This is a genomic window from Ketobacter sp. GenoA1 (assembly GCF_003671475.1).
Taxonomy (GTDB): domain Bacteria; phylum Pseudomonadota; class Gammaproteobacteria; order Pseudomonadales; family Ketobacteraceae; genus Ketobacter.
Window position 1 is genome coordinate 130891 of record NZ_RCHM01000045.1, and the last position, 19074, is coordinate 149964.

A 19074-nucleotide genomic window follows, 5' to 3' on the forward strand; every position below is an offset into this window, starting at 1 on the left:
ACAACATGCAACTCATTAAAAACCTAATTAGACGATCCTTTAGCCTTTTAGCCCTGCTACTGTTGGCAGGTACAACGACTGTCGCCTTTGGCCTAACCCCCACTTCACAGCAAATTGAGATGTTCAAAAGCCTGTCGCCGGAGCAACAGCGCGCTTTGGCCAGCCAATATGGTGTGAACCTCGACGACCTAGGCTTGGGAGGCAACACGGCCCAGCCTAATCTCGGGCAAAACACCAACCAACCAAACATTCGTCCGACTCTACAAGATGTTTCCATGTTCAATCGAACAGACAGCCAACCAGAAAGGGAAGCGGACAAAGGCGAAAACATTGAAAAAGTAAAAGCCGAACTGCGTCAGTTTGGTTACGACCTATTCAATGGTACTCCCGACGCATTTATGCCGGTAAGTGATATCCCTCCCCCGGACAGCTATGTACTCGGCCCCGGGGACAGTCTGGTGATCCAACTGTATGGGAAGGTAAACAACAGCTACAACCTGGCGGTGAACAGGGATGGCCAAATCCAACTCCCTGAAATTGGCCCCATCACCCTGGCCGGATTGACCTTCAGCAATGCCCGCCAAGTACTGATGGATACTGTCGCCCAACAAATGATCGGCGTTAAAGCCAGTGTCACGATGGGAACTCTTCGCTCCATACGCATTTTCGTATTGGGTGAGGCTCTGCAACCAGGGTCATACACCGTAAGCTCACTTTCCACCATGACCAATGCCCTGTTCACCTCCGGCGGGATCAGCAAGATAGGGTCACTCCGTAATATTCAATTGAAGCGCCAGGGTAAATTAATTACCACGCTGGATCTGTACGACCTGCTACTGAATGGAGATACCAGTGACGATGCCCGCCTACTGCCGGGAGATGTCATTTTCATTCCCCCCATTGGGGAAACCGTGGGGATAAGTGGCGAGGTTAAGCGTCCAGGCATCTATGAACTTAAGAGAGAAAACAAAGCAATTGAGGCAATACAACTGGCTGGTGGCTTTACCCCAACAGCGTTCCCAGCTGTCTCTCGCATCGAGCGTATTGATAACAAAGGGGAGCGTACGCTGGTTGATGCAAACTTAACTCAACAGTCTGGCAAAAATATACGAGTAAAAGACGCAGACATGATTCGCGTCTATTCCGTACTGGAAAACATGGAAGATGTCGTCATGCTGGAAGGCCACGTAGAACGCCCCGGTGGATTTGCCTGGCGCCAAGGTATGCGAGTCACTGACGTTATTCGAGGTGCGGAAGAGCTTTTGCCGTTTCCGGATCTGAGCATCGCCTTGATTGAACGGGAAATTCAACCCACCCGAGAAAAGGTGGTGGTCACTTTTAACTTGGGCAAAGCACTTAGCAACCCCTCAAGCCCGGATAACCTTGAGTTGAAAACACGCGACAAAATCTACGTCTTCAACTTTGAAGAAGCAAGAACAAACCAGCTTGGAGAATTAGTGGAACGGCTTAAGCTGCAAGCCGACAAGGATTTAAGAAAACAAACGGTCAAAGTATCCGGCTACGTTCGCTTTCCTGGCGAATACCCCCTTGGCATGAATATGTCAGCGCGAGATGCAGTCACACTCGCTGGCGGCTTGACCGAGAATGCCTATGGCCTTAGGGGTGAAATCACCCGAATAACCTATAGCGAAACAGAAGAACAGAGCATCGAACATATCAATGTTGATCTCGCCAATAGCTCTGTGCAGAGCCTTAAAGAAGAAGATGAACTTCACATAAAGCGATTACCCAACTGGCTGGATCAAGAGGTAGTCACCATAGAGGGTGAGGTGAAGTTTCCTGGAAAATTCAAAATAAAGCGAGGAGAAACCCTCGGCCAAGTAATTGAGCGAGCGGGCGGACTCAATAAATGGGCCTACCCAGAGGGTGCAGTCTTTTCAAGGGAAGATCTTAGGAAGTTAGAATCAGAAAGGCTTAAAGAACTACGCGATAAATTAGAGTCAGATATCGCCGCTGCAAACGTCGAACAACAATCCGAAATTCAAAAAATAGCAATTAGTGATGCCGAGGAATTACTTGAAAGCCTGAACTCTGTGCGCCCCCTTGGCAGAATGGTCATTGACTTAAATTCGGTTATAGCAAAAACAACCACATCAATCCAACTAAAAGATGGCGACAAACTCGTCATCCCCAGAAAAAAACAAGCTGTTACCGTTGTGGGAGAAGTTCAATTTCCAACTTCACACATATTTGAAAGGGGCCTTAGTGCAGACGAGTATATCAAACGAAGCGGCGGAACTACGCAAAAAGCTGACGACAACAGAATTTACGTAGTGAAAGCAAATGGTAGAGTATTTTTGCCTGAACAAACGGGGTGGTTCAAAGCAACCAACCACAGAATCGAAGCCGGGGACACAGTTGTTGTTCCGTTGGACGCAGATCGAATTAAACCACTAACTCTGTGGACTAGCATTTCTCAAGTTTTCTATCAAATTGCTCTAGGGGCAGCTGCAGTAGCTAGTTTTTAGTTAAAAACATCACAAACATGCATGGTTTAGGAGCCCGATTTGAGCAAAGAAAAACATCCTGAAGCGAACACAACAAGGCTTATCGAAGGCGAAATCGATGTTCGCGACATTTTTCAGGCAATGCTATGGGGGAAAGCCTGGATTGTAGGGATTACCATCGCTGCAGCTATAGCATCAGTAATTTACGCACTTTCATTAAGCAACGTCTACCGGGCAGAAGCCATAGTGATTCCAGCGTCAGCGGGGCAAGAAGCTCAAGGAAGGCTTGGAGGAATAGTATCACAACTGGGGGGGATCAGTGGCCTTTCAAGCATAATCGGCACTCCCCAATGGAGAGATAAAACATTGGTTACCATGGAGATTCTAAAGTCGAGAGCATTTTTTGAGAAGTTCTCAAAGAAGCGAGACATTCTCCCAAAATTATTGGCTGCAAAGGAATGGGATCCTAATACCCGAGAGCTAACACTGGATAATGACGTATACGATCCGACTGGAGGAGAGTGGCTTATCCCTCCGAAGTTTCCGAACATGGAAGTGCCTAGCCTACAAGAATCCCACGAGGTTTTTCTTTCTAGATTGTCAGTATCACAAGAGAAAAGCACTGGCTTGATTCGCATTTCCATTGAGCATATTTCACCAGATGTCGCCAAACGGTGGGTCGAGTGGCTAATAGAGGATTTAAACGAAGACGCGCGACAATTGGACATAACAGAGGCAAAAAACTCTATTGAATTTCTCAAGGAAGAAATTCAAGAAACGGTCCTGAGCGATTTGCGAGTTGGATTGTTCAATCTAATGCAATCACAAGTTGAAAAGATCATGTTCGCCAGAGTAACACCGGAATACGTTTTTAAGGTTATTGACCCACCATACACACCAGAAATCAAAGTAAAACCCAAAAGAGCGTACATATGCATAATCGCAACAATAATAGGCTCATTAACTGGAACTCTAGGCGTACTAATCTACTACTTTGCATTCAAAGTACGAGAACAAGAGATACAAGCTATCAACTGAATGCTCTATGCCTCCCCTATTGAACTTGAAAACAATCAGAGGATACAACAAATGCTCAATTTTGCTTTAGTAGGCTGTGGACGCATATCAAAGCGGCACTCAGAACTCTTAGGAAACAACTTAATTGCTGGAGCCAGATTATGTGCAGTCTGCGATACCAATATCGAGAAGTGTAAAACCATTGCAAAGCAATTTGGCATCAATCACTACCACGACATGCACGAAATGATGACCTCAGAGAAAGTTGATGTTGTAGTGGTATTAACAGAAAGCGGGAACCATGCCAAGCACGTAATTGAGTTATCAAGGCATGGCAAACATATCATCGTTGAGAAGCCTATGGCTTTATCACTCAAAGATGCAGACCAAATGATTGCTGCGTGTGATTCTGCGGGCATAAAACTGTTTGTTGTTAAGCAAAATAGATTCAATGTACCCGTAATCAAGCTTCGTGAAGCTTTAGAAAGCGGCAGATTCGGCAAACTAGTATTGGGAACAGTCAGAGTAAGGTGGTGTAGGCCTCAATCCTACTATGACCAAGATGAGTGGCGAGGCACATGGGCTTTGGATGGCGGCGTGCTTACAAACCAAGCAAGTCATCACGTAGATTTGCTAGAATGGATGATGGGAGAAGTAGAAAGCGTGTCAGCCTTCAGCACAAGAGCGTTAGCCAACATTGAGGCAGAAGATACTGCAGTAGTTGCATTGAAATTTACTAATGGCGCGCTAGGAGTAATTGAAGCTACAACTGCTGTAAGACCTAAAGATCTAGAAGGCTCAATATCTGTCCTTGGTGAGCGAGGTTCAGTTGAAATAGGTGGTTTTGCAGTAAACCAAATGAAAACATGGAATTTTTTAGAAGAAACGCCTGAAGACCAAGGAGTAATGGAAAAATACTCAGTAAATCCACCGAATGTCTATGGATATGGGCATCAAGCCTACTATGATCATGTTGTAGACTCAATAACAAACAATAAAAGGCACTTGGTTGATGGCTTGGAAGGAAGAAAAAGCCTTGAACTTATCAACGCGATCTATGAATCGATAGAAACAGGCCAGGAAGTCGCGCTTCGATTCAAACCTAGATTCTGTAAATTGGGCGGGTGAATATGGCAGCCACGATACGCCATGCTGGAATAGTTGACATTACCTGCGGTGAAAACGTCACCGTAATCGAACCAGCGAATTTATATGGATGCACTCTTATGGATGGTGTATTTGTAGGACCGTTTGTTGAAATACAAAGAAATGTAGTAATAGGATGCAGAACCAAAATCCAGTCCCACTCTTTTATATGTGAATTTGTCGAAATAGGAAATGACTGCTTTATCGGTCATGGGGTAATGTTTATCAACGACACATTCTCGGAAGGGGGCCCCGCCATGGGCGACAAAAGCAAGTGGCTGCCAACAAAAATTGGAAATAACGTATCAATTGGTAGCAACGCCACTCTGCTCCCTGTTTTTATATGCGACAGCGTAGTTATCGGTGCAGGCAGCACTGTAACAAAAGACATCTTGGAGCCAGGAACGTATGCAGGCAACCCAGCTAGGAGAGTAAAGTAATGCAATCCACATGTAAAAGATGCTTGTTGCAGCACGAAATTGATGAAGCACAATACACAGCTAGTGGATGCAACTTTTGTGACACCTATATGTCGCGACTTAACCAAATTAATCAGGTAAACAAATCTGGCTTTCAAAAAGATATAGCCTACCGAGTCAAACAGAATAAAGGTCCAAACCAAGAGTATGATTGTGTTATTGGTGTTTCAGGAGGCACCGATAGCTCATATCTAGTTGATTGGGCCCACGAACATAGACTAAATGCATTACTTGTCCATGTTGACAACGGTTGGAATACTGAGCTGTCCACTAGAAATATTGAGCTGCTTTCTAAGGGCACTGGCTTTCCACTGGTTACAGTTGTTCTAAATTGGAGTAACTTCAGAGATATACAAAAAGCTTTTGTAGAGGCAGGACTAAAGGAACTAGAATTCGCCACTGATCACGCCATCAAATTTGGCGTATATCAGACAGCAAAAAAACACGGCATAAAATCCATTCTGTCTGGTCGCAATCTAGTCACTGAAGGGATATTACCTGAAGCTTGGTCTTACGGCCCTTTAGACAGGAAGTTTCTTCTATCAGTATGCTCGAGACATGGAGTATCTATTGACAAATCGTTCCCCTCACAATCTCTTTTCAGCTATCTTTTTGATCGCATAACCAGGCGCTACCAAGAATACTTTCCTCTAAACTACGTAGAACAATCATCAGACGAATGGAAGATGAAGCTTGAGAAAAAATACGGTTGGAAAAAATACGACCAGAAGCACTTCGAATCAACTTGGACAAAGTTTTATCAAGGATACTGGCTACCAAAGCGATTCGGCATTGACAAACGGAGAGCCCACCTTTCTGTAAAGTTACTTAGAGGGGAAATCACTCGCACTAATGCTATTGAGCAACTAAATCAACCTATGCTGCCAACTGATTATGAACACACTGAACTGAAATATGTTGCAGAAAAATTGAACATCCCTGCATCTGAATTGATTAGCTTCTCATGCAAAGGCGACACACCAGTATCTGAATTTAGAAATAATAAAGTATTTTTCGACCTGTTACACACACCAACCTATATTGCCGTGCGTAGATTTCTACTGAGTTAGCAACTTGAATTATGCACTTCCATTTTTAAACTTTGGCTTGTCTTTAGCCATGCTTCCCATACTATCAAGGGGATATAGCGCTGAGCTGTGGGGTAGCTGGAGCCTGTACTTTATAGCGGGGTCAACAACCGGCACACTTATAACCTTAAGGCTAGAAAACGTATTTTACAGTACAAAAAAAGCGGAAGTTGTAAGTCGGTTTTGCAGTACGTTACTTATTTCAATGTATCTAATACATTGCATAGCAATTTTTGCAACACTCTCAATCTTTCAATTCGATCTACAAACGACAGCTGCAATACTTTCGTTAAACACGGCCATTAATACGATCCTAATCGCATATTATCTAAGGATTGGACGCACGACCCCCTATGCATTCTCAGTACTAATGCTCAGCGCTATTCCGCTGTGTGCAAATGTCCTAATTTCCATATTCACAAACTTCACAAAACTCAATTTCTTCATAAGTTATATAACATCAAACATGCTTACCGCATTTTTGGCTTTCAGAATAATCAAAATGAATTTCAGAAACTGGTCAGATTACACAAAGCAATGCAAGCGCTTGGCACAAAGAGGAAAGCATCAACTGAGATATACGCTACCACAAACAGTCGTCAATCTAGTTCGTTTAAGATCTGTTTACCTTTTCATGGGCGGCAACATCTCACCAAGCCACATTGCTACGTACAACTTTACAGAAAGAGTATCCAACTCAGTATCCAGCTCCTTGGCTCAGGTATTGCGCCCATACTATGTCAACCATTCAAAAGCACATAAGGGGTTATTGGACTCAAAACTTAAAATCCTACTAATTTTGATCATAGCATCTTGCCTAACCCTGACATTCTTACTTTATAACAACAACTTACTTCCAATAGTATTCGGGGAACAATATAACAATTCAGACAAAATATGGAAACTAATGCTATTACAAGGCATCTCAGCAGCATTTTTTAACTGGGGTGACAAAGCTTTCGAGATACGCAACAAACAAAAACTTAACTTTAATATCGAACTATCAGCAGCAATTCTATTTACTCTCTTCTTTTTGATAAACAATAAAGCAAACTTATTCATAGGTTGGGAACTACTATCAACAGTAATTTACTTACAGATTTCTACGTACTTGGCCTGGTCTTACTTTGCAATTAAAACAGTTTGGAATGCAAAAGCAGGAGCCAGTATTATTTTGATTTTCCTTGTTACCTTTTTCATTTTGTTGAGCAACTAAAGATGCCGAAACTTCTCAATATTTCAGGAACTGGCCGAAGTGGCACTACTATAATCAAGGAAATACTTAGCCAGCATCCATCGGTGGCTACGGTGAAGGGCCGAGAGATGAGAATATTATGTGATCCGGATGGCATTCTTGATTTCTATAGAACACTTAAAACCAACCCAAGCCCTTTTATATTCGACTCTTCGATGAAACGATTCGAAAGTGCCTATAAAGCAATAATGAATGGCTCAAAAGTCCATGCTGGAATTGGATACCATTTGAGAACAAAAGTTGGCTCAGTGTTTAACCGAGTAGCAACTCCACGATATATGGGAGTAACTGGTGGTCGCTTTCTTCTAAATCACAAACAAATATATAACGAGTTTTTAGAAGATCTTGGCGCATGTTTATACAACGGGAGGTATATTGGATCCTCTCTTTTTGAAAAGCAACAAATGTCATACAAAACCACGGGGACTTCTGCAACAAAACAAGCATTTCGAAAACTCGTACAAAAATATATCGATGGAATACGTGCTGAAAAACCTGTGCTCTGCGAAGACAATCCTTTTTCGTTTTATTTCCATAAGGAGTATCAAGAACTCCTAGGAACTTCTCATGAAATGTTTTTTATTATTCGAGACCCACGAGACATAGTCGCATCATCCATAGATATGACATGGGCCCCCACAGAAGTAGGAAGTTGTGCTCTGTATATCAAGTCCATATTGGAATCCTTTGAGGACACCCCAGATGTAAAAATAGTAAAACTCGAAGAGTTTATTGCGAACCCACGACAACAGGTCAAAAGAATCTTTGACAGTATAGAACTTGAGGATTGCGAGCTCGACTTTTCAATGCTTAACAATAAGAGTATAGGGAGATACAGATCATTGGAACCCAGCAAAATCAGGGAATTAGATAGAATATTCCATCATGAGCTAGAGAAATATGGCTATACGTAACCTCTTCGAAAAGGCCTGTAGATTTCACATTTTCTATATAACTTTTTTTGTTGCTATTTCTCAAGTAGTAGTATCAGAAGGCTTCGTTAAGGATTTATTCGTTTCCAACATAGATTCGACCCTTAACCTCCCTGCCATTCTCATTATCGCTGCAGTTTTATGGCCCATAACCAAATTAAGCGTGGAAATACAAGCTCTAGCATTTTTTGGATTGGTGCCATGCGCGACAAACTATTTAATAGCTCAGAACAGCTCTGCACTTGAAGCTTTCATAATTTCATTAAGTTATTTCCTAGTATTTCTAATAGCATACAGGATTGCAGCATACATACCGTACCTAAGGCTACACCCGCCAATGCTAACAACAAGAACAGCCAAGCTAGCCACACTACTTTCAATCGTGGTGTTCCTTTGCCTTTATGCTAGCCAAGCATCTTTCAATTTTGACTTGTTTGCGTTCTATGACAGCCGCTTCGAAGCGAGAGATGCTTCCTCATTGGTAAAATACTCCGCAGTAAGCATTGGAAGCTTTGGTATAGCGATTACGCTTTCCGCGAAAGGAACAAACAACTTGGTAAAAGTAGCCATTGCACTTTTCCTAGCTAGCATCCTATTTTTAACTCTAGGTGTACGTAACACCTACTTTATAATAGCTATCTACATACTTTTCTGTGCCACACATGCGAGTAAATATTTTATTCATTACATTATGGGGTTTTACGTCTTCTTAAGCAGCTTGGTATTTATCTTCCCTACAACCTTAACTGGGCTCATTGCATCAATGCTCATCAGAAGAACGATCATTGTTCCCGGCTACTGGCCCGAGAAAGCTGTAGAATTGGCCAATAACGGCCTACTTTCGCACAACCAACCTTTGTCTCTACAAGCTGGAACATATTTTTTAGAGCAAGGTCATAACGCCAACATGAACCCTTTCATTACAGTACACATGGAGCACACTCCTCTAGTATCTGTTCTATTAACTACTATATTAGGGTTGATGTTCGGCTATATCGTCAAAATGAATGAACCACTAAAAGGATCTGTTTCAATAGGATTCGTCTTAGCTATAATCTATTCTTCTTTAAGGTTTCAATCGTGGATCTTGTCTGGCGGGCTTTTAATATCATTAGTTTACGTGGTCCTCGCATATCGAAAAGTTCCTTCGCAAAACCTATTAAGTTCGTCCAACCTTAATCCAATAGATGTCCGAAAAGACTGAAGCCCTAACATGGAAAGTATAACGAATATCCACATCTATCCCACTCATGGTTTACATGAATCTCGAATCAAACGATCAATGAAGGCAGCAAAGAGCTCAGGTAGATTTAATAAAATAGCCTTACTAGCCCTACCTGGCGAAAACCATCACAATGTATTGCATGAGTATAGTGAGATAGGATGTAACATTGAGTTCCTCGGAAAGGCCCGCCAATCAGTTTCCATTGGAAAATTACTATATTTGGCGCACACCCTACTCTATTTGTTATCGCACAGAGAGTCTCTTGTGGTAAATGTTCACAATTGGTACAGCTTAATTCCTGTGATGCTAGCAAGCATACTGCGTAATATTAAGATCATATATGAACCTCATGAAGTTGAATTTGGAACCTCATATTCGCTTGGTTTCAGGTCTTTCATAATTAGCATTGTGGAGAGAATTTCGCTCCGACATTTTATCACTGCTACAGTATTCGTAGGTGAAGCAGTTAAACGTGAGTATATAAAAAAATATGGTAAACTTTACTCAATATCTGAGGCGACCATTGTCTATAGTGTTCCGCAAACGACCGACGATACAACATACTACAACCAGATGCTCCCCAAGGATGCAGGTGTTTACGTTGGATTATTTGCCCGTGGGCGTGGCCTGGAGTTACTGGTACAAGCCTACATAAAAACAGGGCGAACACTATTGCTCGTAGGCCACGGAGACATGAGAAGCGAGCTAGAAAACATAGCGTCTAAACACAGCAACATAAGAATTTTGCCATCACTCAAAGAAGGCGAACTACAGGCCTTATTGTCACAATGCTGTTCTGTCGGATTCAGTTTGATGGACACCTCGAGCTTAAGCAATAGATGCGCCAGTCCTAACAAATTCTTTGCCTATATTTTTGCTGGCGTGCCGGTAGTAGTTTCCGGATATGGAGACCAAGCGAGAATTACTGAAGAGTACAATTTAGGCGCCTGTTTAAAGCAACAATCTCTAGAGAGCCTACTAACAGCCATCGAACAAGCGACCGCCATTTATCAAGAAGGCTGCCGAGGGTTTGACGAAGCGAAAGCGCTATATAACTATGAGGCTCAACAAATTTGTATGATTAACACATACCTAAAGGTCACCCAATGAAAATTGGAGTAATTACGACAGGAAGAAACAACCTGAATGCTGTTATCAACATTCTGACTGAACTGGGCGTGGAATCTCACATAGTAGATGAACCGAGTAAATTCGAGCAAATTGATGCGTTAATACTCCCCGGTGTCGGCTCATTCGACGCAGCGATTCAGTACATGAAGCGCCAAGACGTATATCACCATGTAGAGAGCTGGGTAACCAATGACAAACCTACATTGGCAATATGCCTGGGCTTCCAATTGCTTTTTGAAGGCAGTGAAGAGGGCGAACTCAATGGACTGGGTGTTATTCCTGGGAAATGCAAAAAGTTTGGTTCCTCGCTAAAAGTCCCAAGAATAGGCTGGTCGTTCATTGATTGGTCAGATCATTCACCATTTGGCATGACAGATACATCTGAACGATTCTATCTGGTCCATTCTTACCACGCTCCAAGGAACAACTTTGAGATTGCACTCAGCCACTATGGGGAAGACTACTGTGTTGCGGTAAAGAAAGGAAACGTAATAGGCACTCAGTTTCACCCTGAAAAAAGCCTAAAATTTGGGATGGATATTTTTAAAAAATTCATAGGCATAGTAAATGATGGAAAAGCGTAATCAACATATACATCCAAGGGTTATAGTATTCCTTCTATTGGATGGATCTGGTGCCATCAACACCATCAAGTTCAAATACGATCAATACATAGGTGACCCTATCAATTTGGTTAGGATTTTCAATCATAAAGAAGCAGATGAAATGGTTATTACTTCAAAAACGGCTTCTAAAGTTGGAATCGACTTTAAAGTTTTAGGCGACATAGCTGCGAGTGCTCGATTCCCTCTGTCTTATTGTGGCGGCGTTTCCAGCCTAGAAGATGCCTCCAGGATAATACAGCTTGGTTATGAAAAAGTGTCACTAAATTCTACATACTCACCTCAGCTTACGACACGTATCGCAAAAGAATTCGGAACCTCATGTGTTAGCGTATCTATCGATGTAAAGAAGTCTCTTATTGGCAGTTATCGTCGTTTTCAGCACACCACCGAAAAAACACAAACTCTAAACATAAAAGAATTTGCAATAGAAGCTGAGTCGGCTGGCGCAGGAGAATTAATCATAAACATGGTCGACAAAGATGGAACGTATTCAGGATATGATATCGATTTCGTTAGAGATCTAACCGATCACATAGGCATTCCAATAGTTATCTGTGGAGGCGCTAGAAACTTGGTAGACATGAAGAAAGCCAGCGACGCTGGGTGCTCTGCTTTCGGCGCATCCAGCATGTTTGTTTTCTTTGGCGCGGAACGTGGCGTTTTACCAACTTATCCAAGCTTTGATGAACTACAACAGGCCTTGAGGTGAAAAAGATTGAGAATCTGTAACCGATGCGTAATGGACGACCTAGTTGATCCGGACATACAATTTGATAATGACGGGGTATGCAACCATTGTCATCGATACAGCTCCTTATCCCGCGATCGACTAAATCTAGATGATGGTGCGTTTGCATCAATTATAGATGGTATTAAGCATAGAGGAAGAGGAAAGAAATATGACTGCATTGTTGGTGTTAGTGGAGGTGTGGACTCATCGTACGTAGCTTATCTTGCGGCAAAGTCCGGATTAAGAGTCCTAGCCGTTCATGTCGATAATGGTTGGAACTCAGAACTAGCGGTACGAAATATCGAGCAACTTGTAAAAGTGTTAGGAATACCACTTAGAACCGTCGTCTTAAACTGGAATGAGTTTAAGTCTTTGCAAATTGCTTTTTTACGAGCATCTACACCAGACGGAGAGATACCGACCGATCATGCAATATATGCTAGCCTGTGGAGAACAGCTCACCAAACAGGGACTAAAACCATCCTAAGCGGCATGAACTTTCAAACTGAGTCTATTTATGTGCCTAGTTGGTCATACGGTCACATGGATTCGAAGTATCTCAGGAGTGTAAGCTTGAAGAATGGTGGCCCAGAAAAATTTCAAAGCATACCAACTATTTCATTATTCGATCTCGCCTACTTCACTTTTATTAGGCACATACGAAGCGTATCAATATTGAATTACATCCCCTATGTAAAACAGGATGTTATCACCACGCTAAGAAAGGAATTAGATTGGCGCCCATACGAGGGGAAGCACTTTGAATCATCTTACACAAAATTTTATCAGGGTTATGTGCTTCCCAAACAATTTAATATTGATAAGCGAAAAGGTCACTTGTCTGATCTTATCTACAGTGGCCAGATAAACAGAGAACGTGCATTGCGCATCCTATCTGAATCGCCAGTTACCCCTTCAGACACAGAAGATCTAAAAAGATTTGTTTGCACAAAATTTGGCCTTAGCAAAGAAGACCTAGAAGAAATAATTTCTACCCATCCAATGGATAGAAGTAGTTACTCCTCGCACATCAGCACTATAAATAAGATAAAAAGTGGACTGCGACTCTTAAGGCGTTGGGGACTATATCCAAAATAATATCATTAGAATCTAATTTACTCTTAATAATCTTATCCTGGAGAATGTATGCACGTACCTTTCAATGACCTATATAGACAATATTTGTCACTAAAGGATGAATTGGATACTGCAATAAGCGAAACAATTCGTAATTCTGCCTTTGTTCGAGGCCCAGCAGTTGAAATGTTCGAAGAGCAATTTTCGAACATCACATCAAGCAAGTATTGTGTTTCATGTGCAAATGGCACAGATGCATTATATATAGCAATGAAAACTTTAGGAGTTAAACCTGGTGATGAGGTTATTGTTCCTGCGCATTCCTGGATTTCTACGAGTGAAACAGTTACGCAAGCAGGTGCAAGCGTTGTATTTTGCGACACGACTATAGATTCTTTCACATTGAACCCTGACGACCTCGAACGAAAAATATCTAGCAAGACTGTTGGAATTATCCCCGTTCACTTATTTGGTCATCCAGCTGACATGACGAACATCATGCGCATCGCCAGGTCAAATTCTCTTTGGGTAATCGAAGATTGTGCTCAGGCCCATCTAGCAGAACACAACGGCCAGAAAATTGGGACTTTTGGTGACATCGCAACTTTTTCGTTTTACCCAGGAAAAAATCTTGGCGCAATGGGAGATGCAGGGGCATTAATCACAAACACAGAATCATACGCGCTCTTTGCCGCAAAATTTGCCAGGCATGGTGGCCTTCAGAAGGGAAATCATGAAATAGAAGGAATAAACAGTCGATTAGATGGCTTGCAGGCGGCCATTCTGAACGTCAAACTGCCCCACCTCGTAAAATGGACTAAGCTACGGCAACAGATAGCCCTTCAATACAATTCAAATTTAAGTTCCATAGATTCCATAGTTTCACCCACCGAACTGGAAGGCAACGAACATGTGTGGCATTTGTACGTCATTCAAACTGAGAGAAGAAACGAACTAAAGTCACGCTTAAAAGACAGGGGAATAGACACGGTAATTAACTATCCGATAGCGTTACCGTTTTTACCTGCCTACAATAGATTCGGCCATAATGTTAAAGATTTCCCGATTGCATTTAACCATCAAGAAAGAATCCTCTCTTTACCTATATTTCCCGAAATATCACAGGAAGAGATTGAATATGTCGTTGATAGTATTAAAAAGTGCGTAGACACTTTGGGTTGTTAGAATGCGCGTTTGGCTAATAAAACTAGAAGAGGATTTGCCTTTCGATGACACCCCCTACAGTTACCGGATGGGGATGCTAGGCGCTGCACTTGTTCAGCGAGGACATGAGGTCGTAAGGTGGTGTTCTGCTCACAACCATAAACAAGGAAATGACCGTGTAAATAGAAGCACATCCATAGCATATAACGACCATTACACATTCAACTTGATCAAGTGCTTTTTTCATTATACTGACAGTGGACACGGCATCTACAGACTCCTAAATATATATGTTACAAGCTTCGTATTATTATGGCGCTTCTTGTCTACTACTAGTAAGAACGCTCCAGATGTAATTGTTTGTAGCATGCCTGCACCAATCACATGTGCAATCGCTGTATTCTATGGAAAGCTCAAACGCATTCCTGTCGTATTAGATGCTCGCGACATGTGGCCAGATGTGTTTGTGTTAGAAAAAGGGGCCGTGAGCTTTAAATTGAGGCTTTTGGCAGCCTTGATGAGAATCGAGCTGAGGTACGCGTGCAAAGGAGCAACTGCGCTTTCGGGTATAACTAAGTTCTTTTTAGACTACCTTATTAAGTATTCTGGCAGAGATCAGTCGTCTTTAGATTTCGTGCTTCCTATAGGTTACGAGTCTCAAGCTCAAGATGGATCAGATGACACCACTTACGACAACAAGCACGTTAACTTTTGGTCTAAAAAGGGCGTAGATTTTAACAAAAATGAAGCTTACATATATTTTGCAGGCACACTAAACAATACAGTACTTAATGCCATACCAGATGTAATGAATGCCATGGACCGTGCCTTTAAAGATGAATTAAACATCAAATTAGTGATATGTGGCAAAGGTGAGTGCGCATCCAGAATAAAAGGAATGGTCGATTATCTACCCAACATAGTGTTAGCAGGCCATGTTTCACCAGACCACTTACTCTACCTCAAAGCCAGGTCTTTATGTGCGCTATTATCAATTGAAAATAGAATTGACTATCAGAATTCACTTTCAAACAAGTTTTTTGACTATCTAAGTGGTGGGCTACCCATAATCACGAACCTTACTGGCGTTCCACGAGACACAATCGAATCTTACAATATAGGATATTGTTATGATTCAGGCGAAGAGCTCTATAAAATATTAATCAAATTATGCTCTACTCCCACCGAACTAGAATCATTAAGGCAGAATGCGAAAGTAGCTTTTGAAACTTACTTCCAATCACATGTCGTATACACATCCTACTCTAGATCGTTAGAAAAAATAGTATTAAACCACGGAAAACAATGATCATTGAATTTCGAATAGACATTTAGGCAACCCTCTTACCGATTCATAGGTTTATGACAGTAATCTGATGGCCAATACAGCATCGACTCTTAAATACAGGGCAGACATAGATGGGTTACGAGCTATTTCAATTCTGGTTGTGGTGGTTTTTCATGCCTTTCCGGATCACCTAAAAGGGGGCTTCATCGGAGTAGATGTTTTTTTTGTAATATCCGGCTACCTAATTACATCTTTAATATTTGAAGACCTAAAAGATGGCTATTTCAATTTTTCCAGATTTTATCAAAAACGAGTTTTGAGACTTTTCCCTGCGTTGCTTCTCGTTGCATTGACTTGCTTTGTATTTGGATGGTTCGCCTTGTTCTCAAATGAACTAGAATCGCTTGGTAAGCATATAGCAGGAAGCAGTGTATTCGCTCTTAATCTCCTACTGATAAGTGAAGTAGATTACTTTGGAGCTCCTGCACTTTCCAAGCCTGTACTTCATCTGTGGAGTTTAAGCGTAGAAGAACAATTCTACGCCATATGGCCGCTGTTACTGTGGTTCTCCTGGAAACGAAAATTCAATATACTCTTGGTAATTATCATTGTCGCTGCCATTTCGTTCTCATTGTCTGCGCAGTCTTGGTTCTATTCTTCGAAAACTGCTTACTTCTCTTCACTAAATCGCTTTTGGGAGCTAATGTGTGGAGCTATACTTGCTTACTACTCAAATCATCCACATACACTTTCAAAAACGACTACAGCCATAAATCAACGATTAACATCCATTATAGCTAATGGTCGCTCTAGAGCAGCTTATCCGTTCGTAGAGAACTTCTTGTCTACACTTGGTTTCTTCACAATTCTGATAGCCGCAAAGTATCTGGATCAGAACGCACATTTCCCCGGGGTTTGGGCATTAACCCCTGTTTTAGGTGCTATGCTGATAATTAGTGCGGGCTCTAACGCAATCCTAAACAGAATTATACTTTCAGGAAAGCCTGCCGTATGGCTCGGCCTAATAAGTTACCCGCTCTATCTTTGGCATTGGCCAGTTCTTTCATTTGCAAGGATAATTTCAGGGGAAATGCCTAGTAGAGAATTTCGCGTTTGCGCCGTTCTTGCTTCTATAATAGTAGCTTGGTTGACCTACCGTTTTGTTGAACTACCACTGAAAACAAGTGGGCACCGAACGACAACAGTTAAACTATTGGTTATATCTATGCTCCTAATAGGTAGCTTTGGTTTATTCGTACATATATTCAATGGAATACCCTCACGATCCACAGTTAAAGCTTTCACTGAAAACCATATGGAACTAATTAGGCCTAGCCCAAAAGATGAACTTTGCCTTGGATACATACGCACACCACCCCCTTCTTTCAATTACTGTCGCTTCAATGACGTAGGCTCAAATTATACTGTAGCCGTGATAGGTGACAGTCATGCTCACGCCGCATATACCGGGCTAGCTGAATTGTTAGAGGATCATAAAAAAAACACGTTGTTACTAGCTAATAGCAGCTGCCCGCCATTTTACGGGGCACCAACTGGTAGATCCAAAGTTGAAACGGAAAATTGCAGAATCAATATTAACCAGATCTTGGACGAGCTTCCTAAGCATCCAGACATAAATATTGTTTTATTTTTTACCCGTGGACCTGTCTATCTTAGTGGTCAGGAGCTAGCTCGGAGGCATTTCTCACATCCTGTCAACGGAATTCTCAGTAAGGCCTCCTTTAAAGAGGGACTCCAAAATACGACAGATATTATCACCAATGCTGGCATACAGGTCGTGTACATTACTGAAAACCCTGAGCTTAGTTATGATGCTGAAGCATGCCAACATCGCCCCCTACGACTAATTAAACGTGATTGCAGAAAATCGTTACAAGCCGTTAGAAGCAGGCAGGATGAATATTTTCAGATCCTCCAAAAGATATCAGGTATTCACATCATTGATAGCACAGAGTTTTTTTGCGCCGATGAGAGCATCTGTTCAGTTTTCAAAAATGGCAAACTTTTATATGCTGATGACAATCACCTTTCTATTAGCGGAAGTCGTTTCCAAGCCGATGCTCTATATAAGCTACATCCATATATTTTTAAGTAGATAGGTACCGATGTATTTGAAGGACAACCTACAGCTGTTAGTCTGTGCAAATTAATAGATTTTCGATGAGATAAACAAGGTGTATAAACGAATTTTGGACATTTCAGTAGCCTTTGTAGCGTTACTACTTTTTTCCCCAGCAATGTTGCTATTGTCAATAGCGATCTGGTCATCTATGGGACGTCCGGTACTCTTCTACCAAGAGAGACCCGGGCTAAATTCACAGCCATTTAGGATGATGAAGTTTAAGACAATGCGTGACTCTATTGATGACGATGGAAATCAACTTCCTGATAGTATGAGGATTACAAAGCTAGGAGCATTTTTACGCTCGACAAGTCTGGATGAGTTACCTGAACTTTGGAATGTTTTGAAGGGCGATATGAGTCTAGTGGGCCCGAGGCCATTACTGAAAGAATATTTGCCTCTTTATTCTCAGAGGCAACTAAAGAGACACCAAGTCCGACCTGGAATAACTGGCTGGGCTCAGATCAACGGAAGAAACTCTATCTCCTGGAAGGAAAAATTTGAGTTTGATATTTGGTATGTAGAGAATCAGTCACTGTGGCTAGATCTAAGAATATTGATACTAACCTTCATAAAAGTAGTAAAACGAGAAGGCATATCCGCTGAGGGAGAAGCCAGCATGCCAAAATTCAAAGGTTCCTCAAATGAGTAAGTTAGCTGTATATGGTGCTAGTGGACACGGCAAGGTTGTTGCTGACTGTGCAGAATATTGTAATTGGAATGAAGTATACTTTTTTGACGATACATGGCCTCAATGTAAAAACAATTCTCATTGGGAAATAATTGGTGATTACCCCTCACTGCTGTCAACTCTCGCTGATTTCGATGGAGTTATCGTTGCCATTGGGAATAATCTTATCAGGTATGAAAAGCTACTACATCTGAAAGAAAATAGTGCTCCTCTTGTAACACTAGTTCATCCCAGCGCTCAAATCAGCCAATATACAACTATAGGAATTGGTAGCGTGGTACTCGCTGGAACGGTTATAAATGTCGATACAACGATTGGTATAGGCTGTATCATCAATACCGGTTCATCTATAGATCACGACTGTTCCTTAGGTGATGCTGTTCATATATGTCCAGGGGCTCGGCTCGCAGGAAGCGTGTCTATCGGCGCACGAAGCTGGATAGGAATCGGGGCGGCAATAAAGCAGCACATTCGCGTCCACGATGATGTAATTGTGGGAGCTGGCTCCGTCATTATAAGAGATATTGAAGATTGTGCCATAGTAGCCGGCGTCCCAGCCAAAGCACTCCGATAGTCGAGTTTTCAATCTTATTAAACCTTTCATAGATCGAGGC

Annotated in this window: 17 protein-coding genes; all 17 read left to right on the forward strand. The window is 41.9% G+C overall.

Features of this window, described 5'->3' with window-relative positions:
• Positions 1 to 5 precede the first annotated feature (5 nt).
• The 17 genes from D9N13_RS21155 (at position 6) to D9N13_RS21235 (ending at position 19034) form a co-directional block, all read left to right on the forward strand.
• The gene (locus D9N13_RS21155) at positions 6 to 2489 is read left to right on the forward strand and encodes an SLBB domain-containing protein (protein WP_290593960.1); all 2484 of its coding nucleotides are present in this window, start codon (positions 6 to 8) and stop codon (positions 2487 to 2489) included.
• Positions 2490 to 2528: 39 nt separating this feature from the next.
• A complete protein-coding gene (locus D9N13_RS21160; protein WP_290593961.1) occupies positions 2529 to 3506 on the forward strand; it encodes a Wzz/FepE/Etk N-terminal domain-containing protein in 978 nt (325 codons plus the stop codon).
• Positions 3507 to 3557: 51 nt separating this feature from the next.
• Positions 3558 to 4613, forward strand: coding sequence for a Gfo/Idh/MocA family protein (locus tag D9N13_RS21165; RefSeq protein WP_290593962.1), 1056 nt, complete (start codon positions 3558 to 3560; stop codon positions 4611 to 4613).
• A gap of 2 nt (positions 4614 to 4615) precedes the next feature.
• Positions 4616 to 5071: an acyltransferase gene (locus tag D9N13_RS21170; protein ID WP_290593963.1), complete on the forward strand. Its 456-nt coding sequence runs from the start codon at positions 4616 to 4618 to the stop codon at positions 5069 to 5071.
• Positions 5071 to 6180: a hypothetical protein gene (locus D9N13_RS21175; RefSeq protein ID WP_290593964.1), complete on the forward strand. Its 1110-nt coding sequence runs from the start codon at positions 5071 to 5073 to the stop codon at positions 6178 to 6180. The genes D9N13_RS21170 and D9N13_RS21175 overlap by 1 nt, the downstream gene beginning before the upstream one ends.
• 520 nt (positions 6181 to 6700) lie before the next feature.
• Positions 6701 to 7414, forward strand: coding sequence for a hypothetical protein (locus tag D9N13_RS21180; protein ID WP_290593965.1), 714 nt, complete (start codon positions 6701 to 6703; stop codon positions 7412 to 7414).
• 2 nt (positions 7415 to 7416) lie between these two features.
• Entirely contained in the window at positions 7417 to 8367 is a 951-nt protein-coding gene (locus D9N13_RS21185) for a hypothetical protein (protein ID WP_290593966.1), read from the forward strand.
• Positions 8354 to 9589, forward strand: a complete 1236-nt coding sequence (locus D9N13_RS21190; protein WP_290593967.1) for a hypothetical protein — start codon at positions 8354 to 8356, stop codon at positions 9587 to 9589. Before D9N13_RS21185 ends, D9N13_RS21190 begins: the two co-directional genes overlap by 14 nt.
• A 9-nt stretch (positions 9590 to 9598) precedes the next feature.
• On the forward strand, positions 9599 to 10720 hold the full coding sequence (locus D9N13_RS21195; RefSeq protein WP_290593968.1) for a hypothetical protein: 1122 nt from the start codon (positions 9599 to 9601) through the stop codon (positions 10718 to 10720).
• Positions 10717 to 11325 carry an imidazole glycerol phosphate synthase subunit HisH gene (gene hisH, locus D9N13_RS21200; RefSeq protein ID WP_290593969.1) on the forward strand — a complete coding sequence of 203 codons (609 nt, stop codon included), beginning with the start codon at positions 10717 to 10719 and terminating at the stop codon, positions 11323 to 11325. Before D9N13_RS21195 ends, hisH begins: the two co-directional genes overlap by 4 nt.
• A complete protein-coding gene (locus D9N13_RS21205; RefSeq protein ID WP_290593970.1) occupies positions 11309 to 12076 on the forward strand; it encodes a HisA/HisF-related TIM barrel protein in 768 nt (255 codons plus the stop codon). The genes hisH and D9N13_RS21205 overlap by 17 nt, the downstream gene beginning before the upstream one ends.
• A gap of 6 nt (positions 12077 to 12082) precedes the next feature.
• Positions 12083 to 13195, forward strand: a complete 1113-nt coding sequence (locus tag D9N13_RS21210) for an N-acetyl sugar amidotransferase (RefSeq protein WP_290593971.1) — start codon at positions 12083 to 12085, stop codon at positions 13193 to 13195.
• 48 nt (positions 13196 to 13243) lie between these two features.
• Complete coding sequence (locus D9N13_RS21215; protein ID WP_290593972.1) at positions 13244 to 14359, forward strand: DegT/DnrJ/EryC1/StrS family aminotransferase; 1116 nt, start codon at positions 13244 to 13246, stop codon at positions 14357 to 14359.
• Positions 14360 to 14432: 73 nt separating this feature from the next.
• Entirely contained in the window at positions 14433 to 15647 is a 1215-nt protein-coding gene (locus D9N13_RS21220; protein WP_290594286.1) for a glycosyltransferase, read from the forward strand.
• Positions 15648 to 15714: 67 nt separating this feature from the next.
• Positions 15715 to 17742: an acyltransferase family protein gene (locus D9N13_RS21225; RefSeq protein ID WP_290593973.1), complete on the forward strand. Its 2028-nt coding sequence runs from the start codon at positions 15715 to 15717 to the stop codon at positions 17740 to 17742.
• Between the two features lie 79 nt (positions 17743 to 17821).
• Positions 17822 to 18421, forward strand: coding sequence for a sugar transferase (locus tag D9N13_RS21230; protein WP_317622543.1), 600 nt, complete (start codon positions 17822 to 17824; stop codon positions 18419 to 18421).
• The gene (locus tag D9N13_RS21235; protein WP_290593975.1) at positions 18414 to 19034 is read left to right on the forward strand and encodes an acetyltransferase; all 621 of its coding nucleotides are present in this window, start codon (positions 18414 to 18416) and stop codon (positions 19032 to 19034) included. The genes D9N13_RS21230 and D9N13_RS21235 overlap by 8 nt, the downstream gene beginning before the upstream one ends.
• Positions 19035 to 19074 lie beyond the last annotated feature (40 nt).

What these genes read in the sequence shown, in the direction of transcription:
- hisH (WP_290593969.1), top strand. Translation starts at nt 10,717, where the DNA reads ATGAAAATTGGAGTAATTACGACAGGAAGAAACAACCTGAATGCTGTT.
- D9N13_RS21165 (WP_290593962.1), top strand. Translation starts at nt 3,558, where the DNA reads ATGCTCAATTTTGCTTTAGTAGGCTGTGGACGCATATCAAAGCGGCAC.
- D9N13_RS21190 (WP_290593967.1), top strand. Translation starts at nt 8,354, where the DNA reads ATGGCTATACGTAACCTCTTCGAAAAGGCCTGTAGATTTCACATTTTC.
- D9N13_RS21180 (WP_290593965.1), top strand. Translation starts at nt 6,701, where the DNA reads ATGAATTTCAGAAACTGGTCAGATTACACAAAGCAATGCAAGCGCTTG.
- D9N13_RS21220 (WP_290594286.1), top strand. Translation starts at nt 14,433, where the DNA reads ATGCTAGGCGCTGCACTTGTTCAGCGAGGACATGAGGTCGTAAGGTGG.
- D9N13_RS21195 (WP_290593968.1), top strand. Translation starts at nt 9,599, where the DNA reads ATGGAAAGTATAACGAATATCCACATCTATCCCACTCATGGTTTACAT.
- D9N13_RS21205 (WP_290593970.1), top strand. Translation starts at nt 11,309, where the DNA reads ATGATGGAAAAGCGTAATCAACATATACATCCAAGGGTTATAGTATTC.
- D9N13_RS21155 (WP_290593960.1), top strand. Translation starts at nt 6, where the DNA reads ATGCAACTCATTAAAAACCTAATTAGACGATCCTTTAGCCTTTTAGCC.
- D9N13_RS21185 (WP_290593966.1), top strand. Translation starts at nt 7,417, where the DNA reads ATGCCGAAACTTCTCAATATTTCAGGAACTGGCCGAAGTGGCACTACT.
- D9N13_RS21170 (WP_290593963.1), top strand. Translation starts at nt 4,616, where the DNA reads ATGGCAGCCACGATACGCCATGCTGGAATAGTTGACATTACCTGCGGT.
- D9N13_RS21175 (WP_290593964.1), top strand. Translation starts at nt 5,071, where the DNA reads ATGCAATCCACATGTAAAAGATGCTTGTTGCAGCACGAAATTGATGAA.
- D9N13_RS21225 (WP_290593973.1), top strand. Translation starts at nt 15,715, where the DNA reads ATGGCCAATACAGCATCGACTCTTAAATACAGGGCAGACATAGATGGG.
- D9N13_RS21235 (WP_290593975.1), top strand. Translation starts at nt 18,414, where the DNA reads ATGAGTAAGTTAGCTGTATATGGTGCTAGTGGACACGGCAAGGTTGTT.
- D9N13_RS21215 (WP_290593972.1), top strand. Translation starts at nt 13,244, where the DNA reads ATGCACGTACCTTTCAATGACCTATATAGACAATATTTGTCACTAAAG.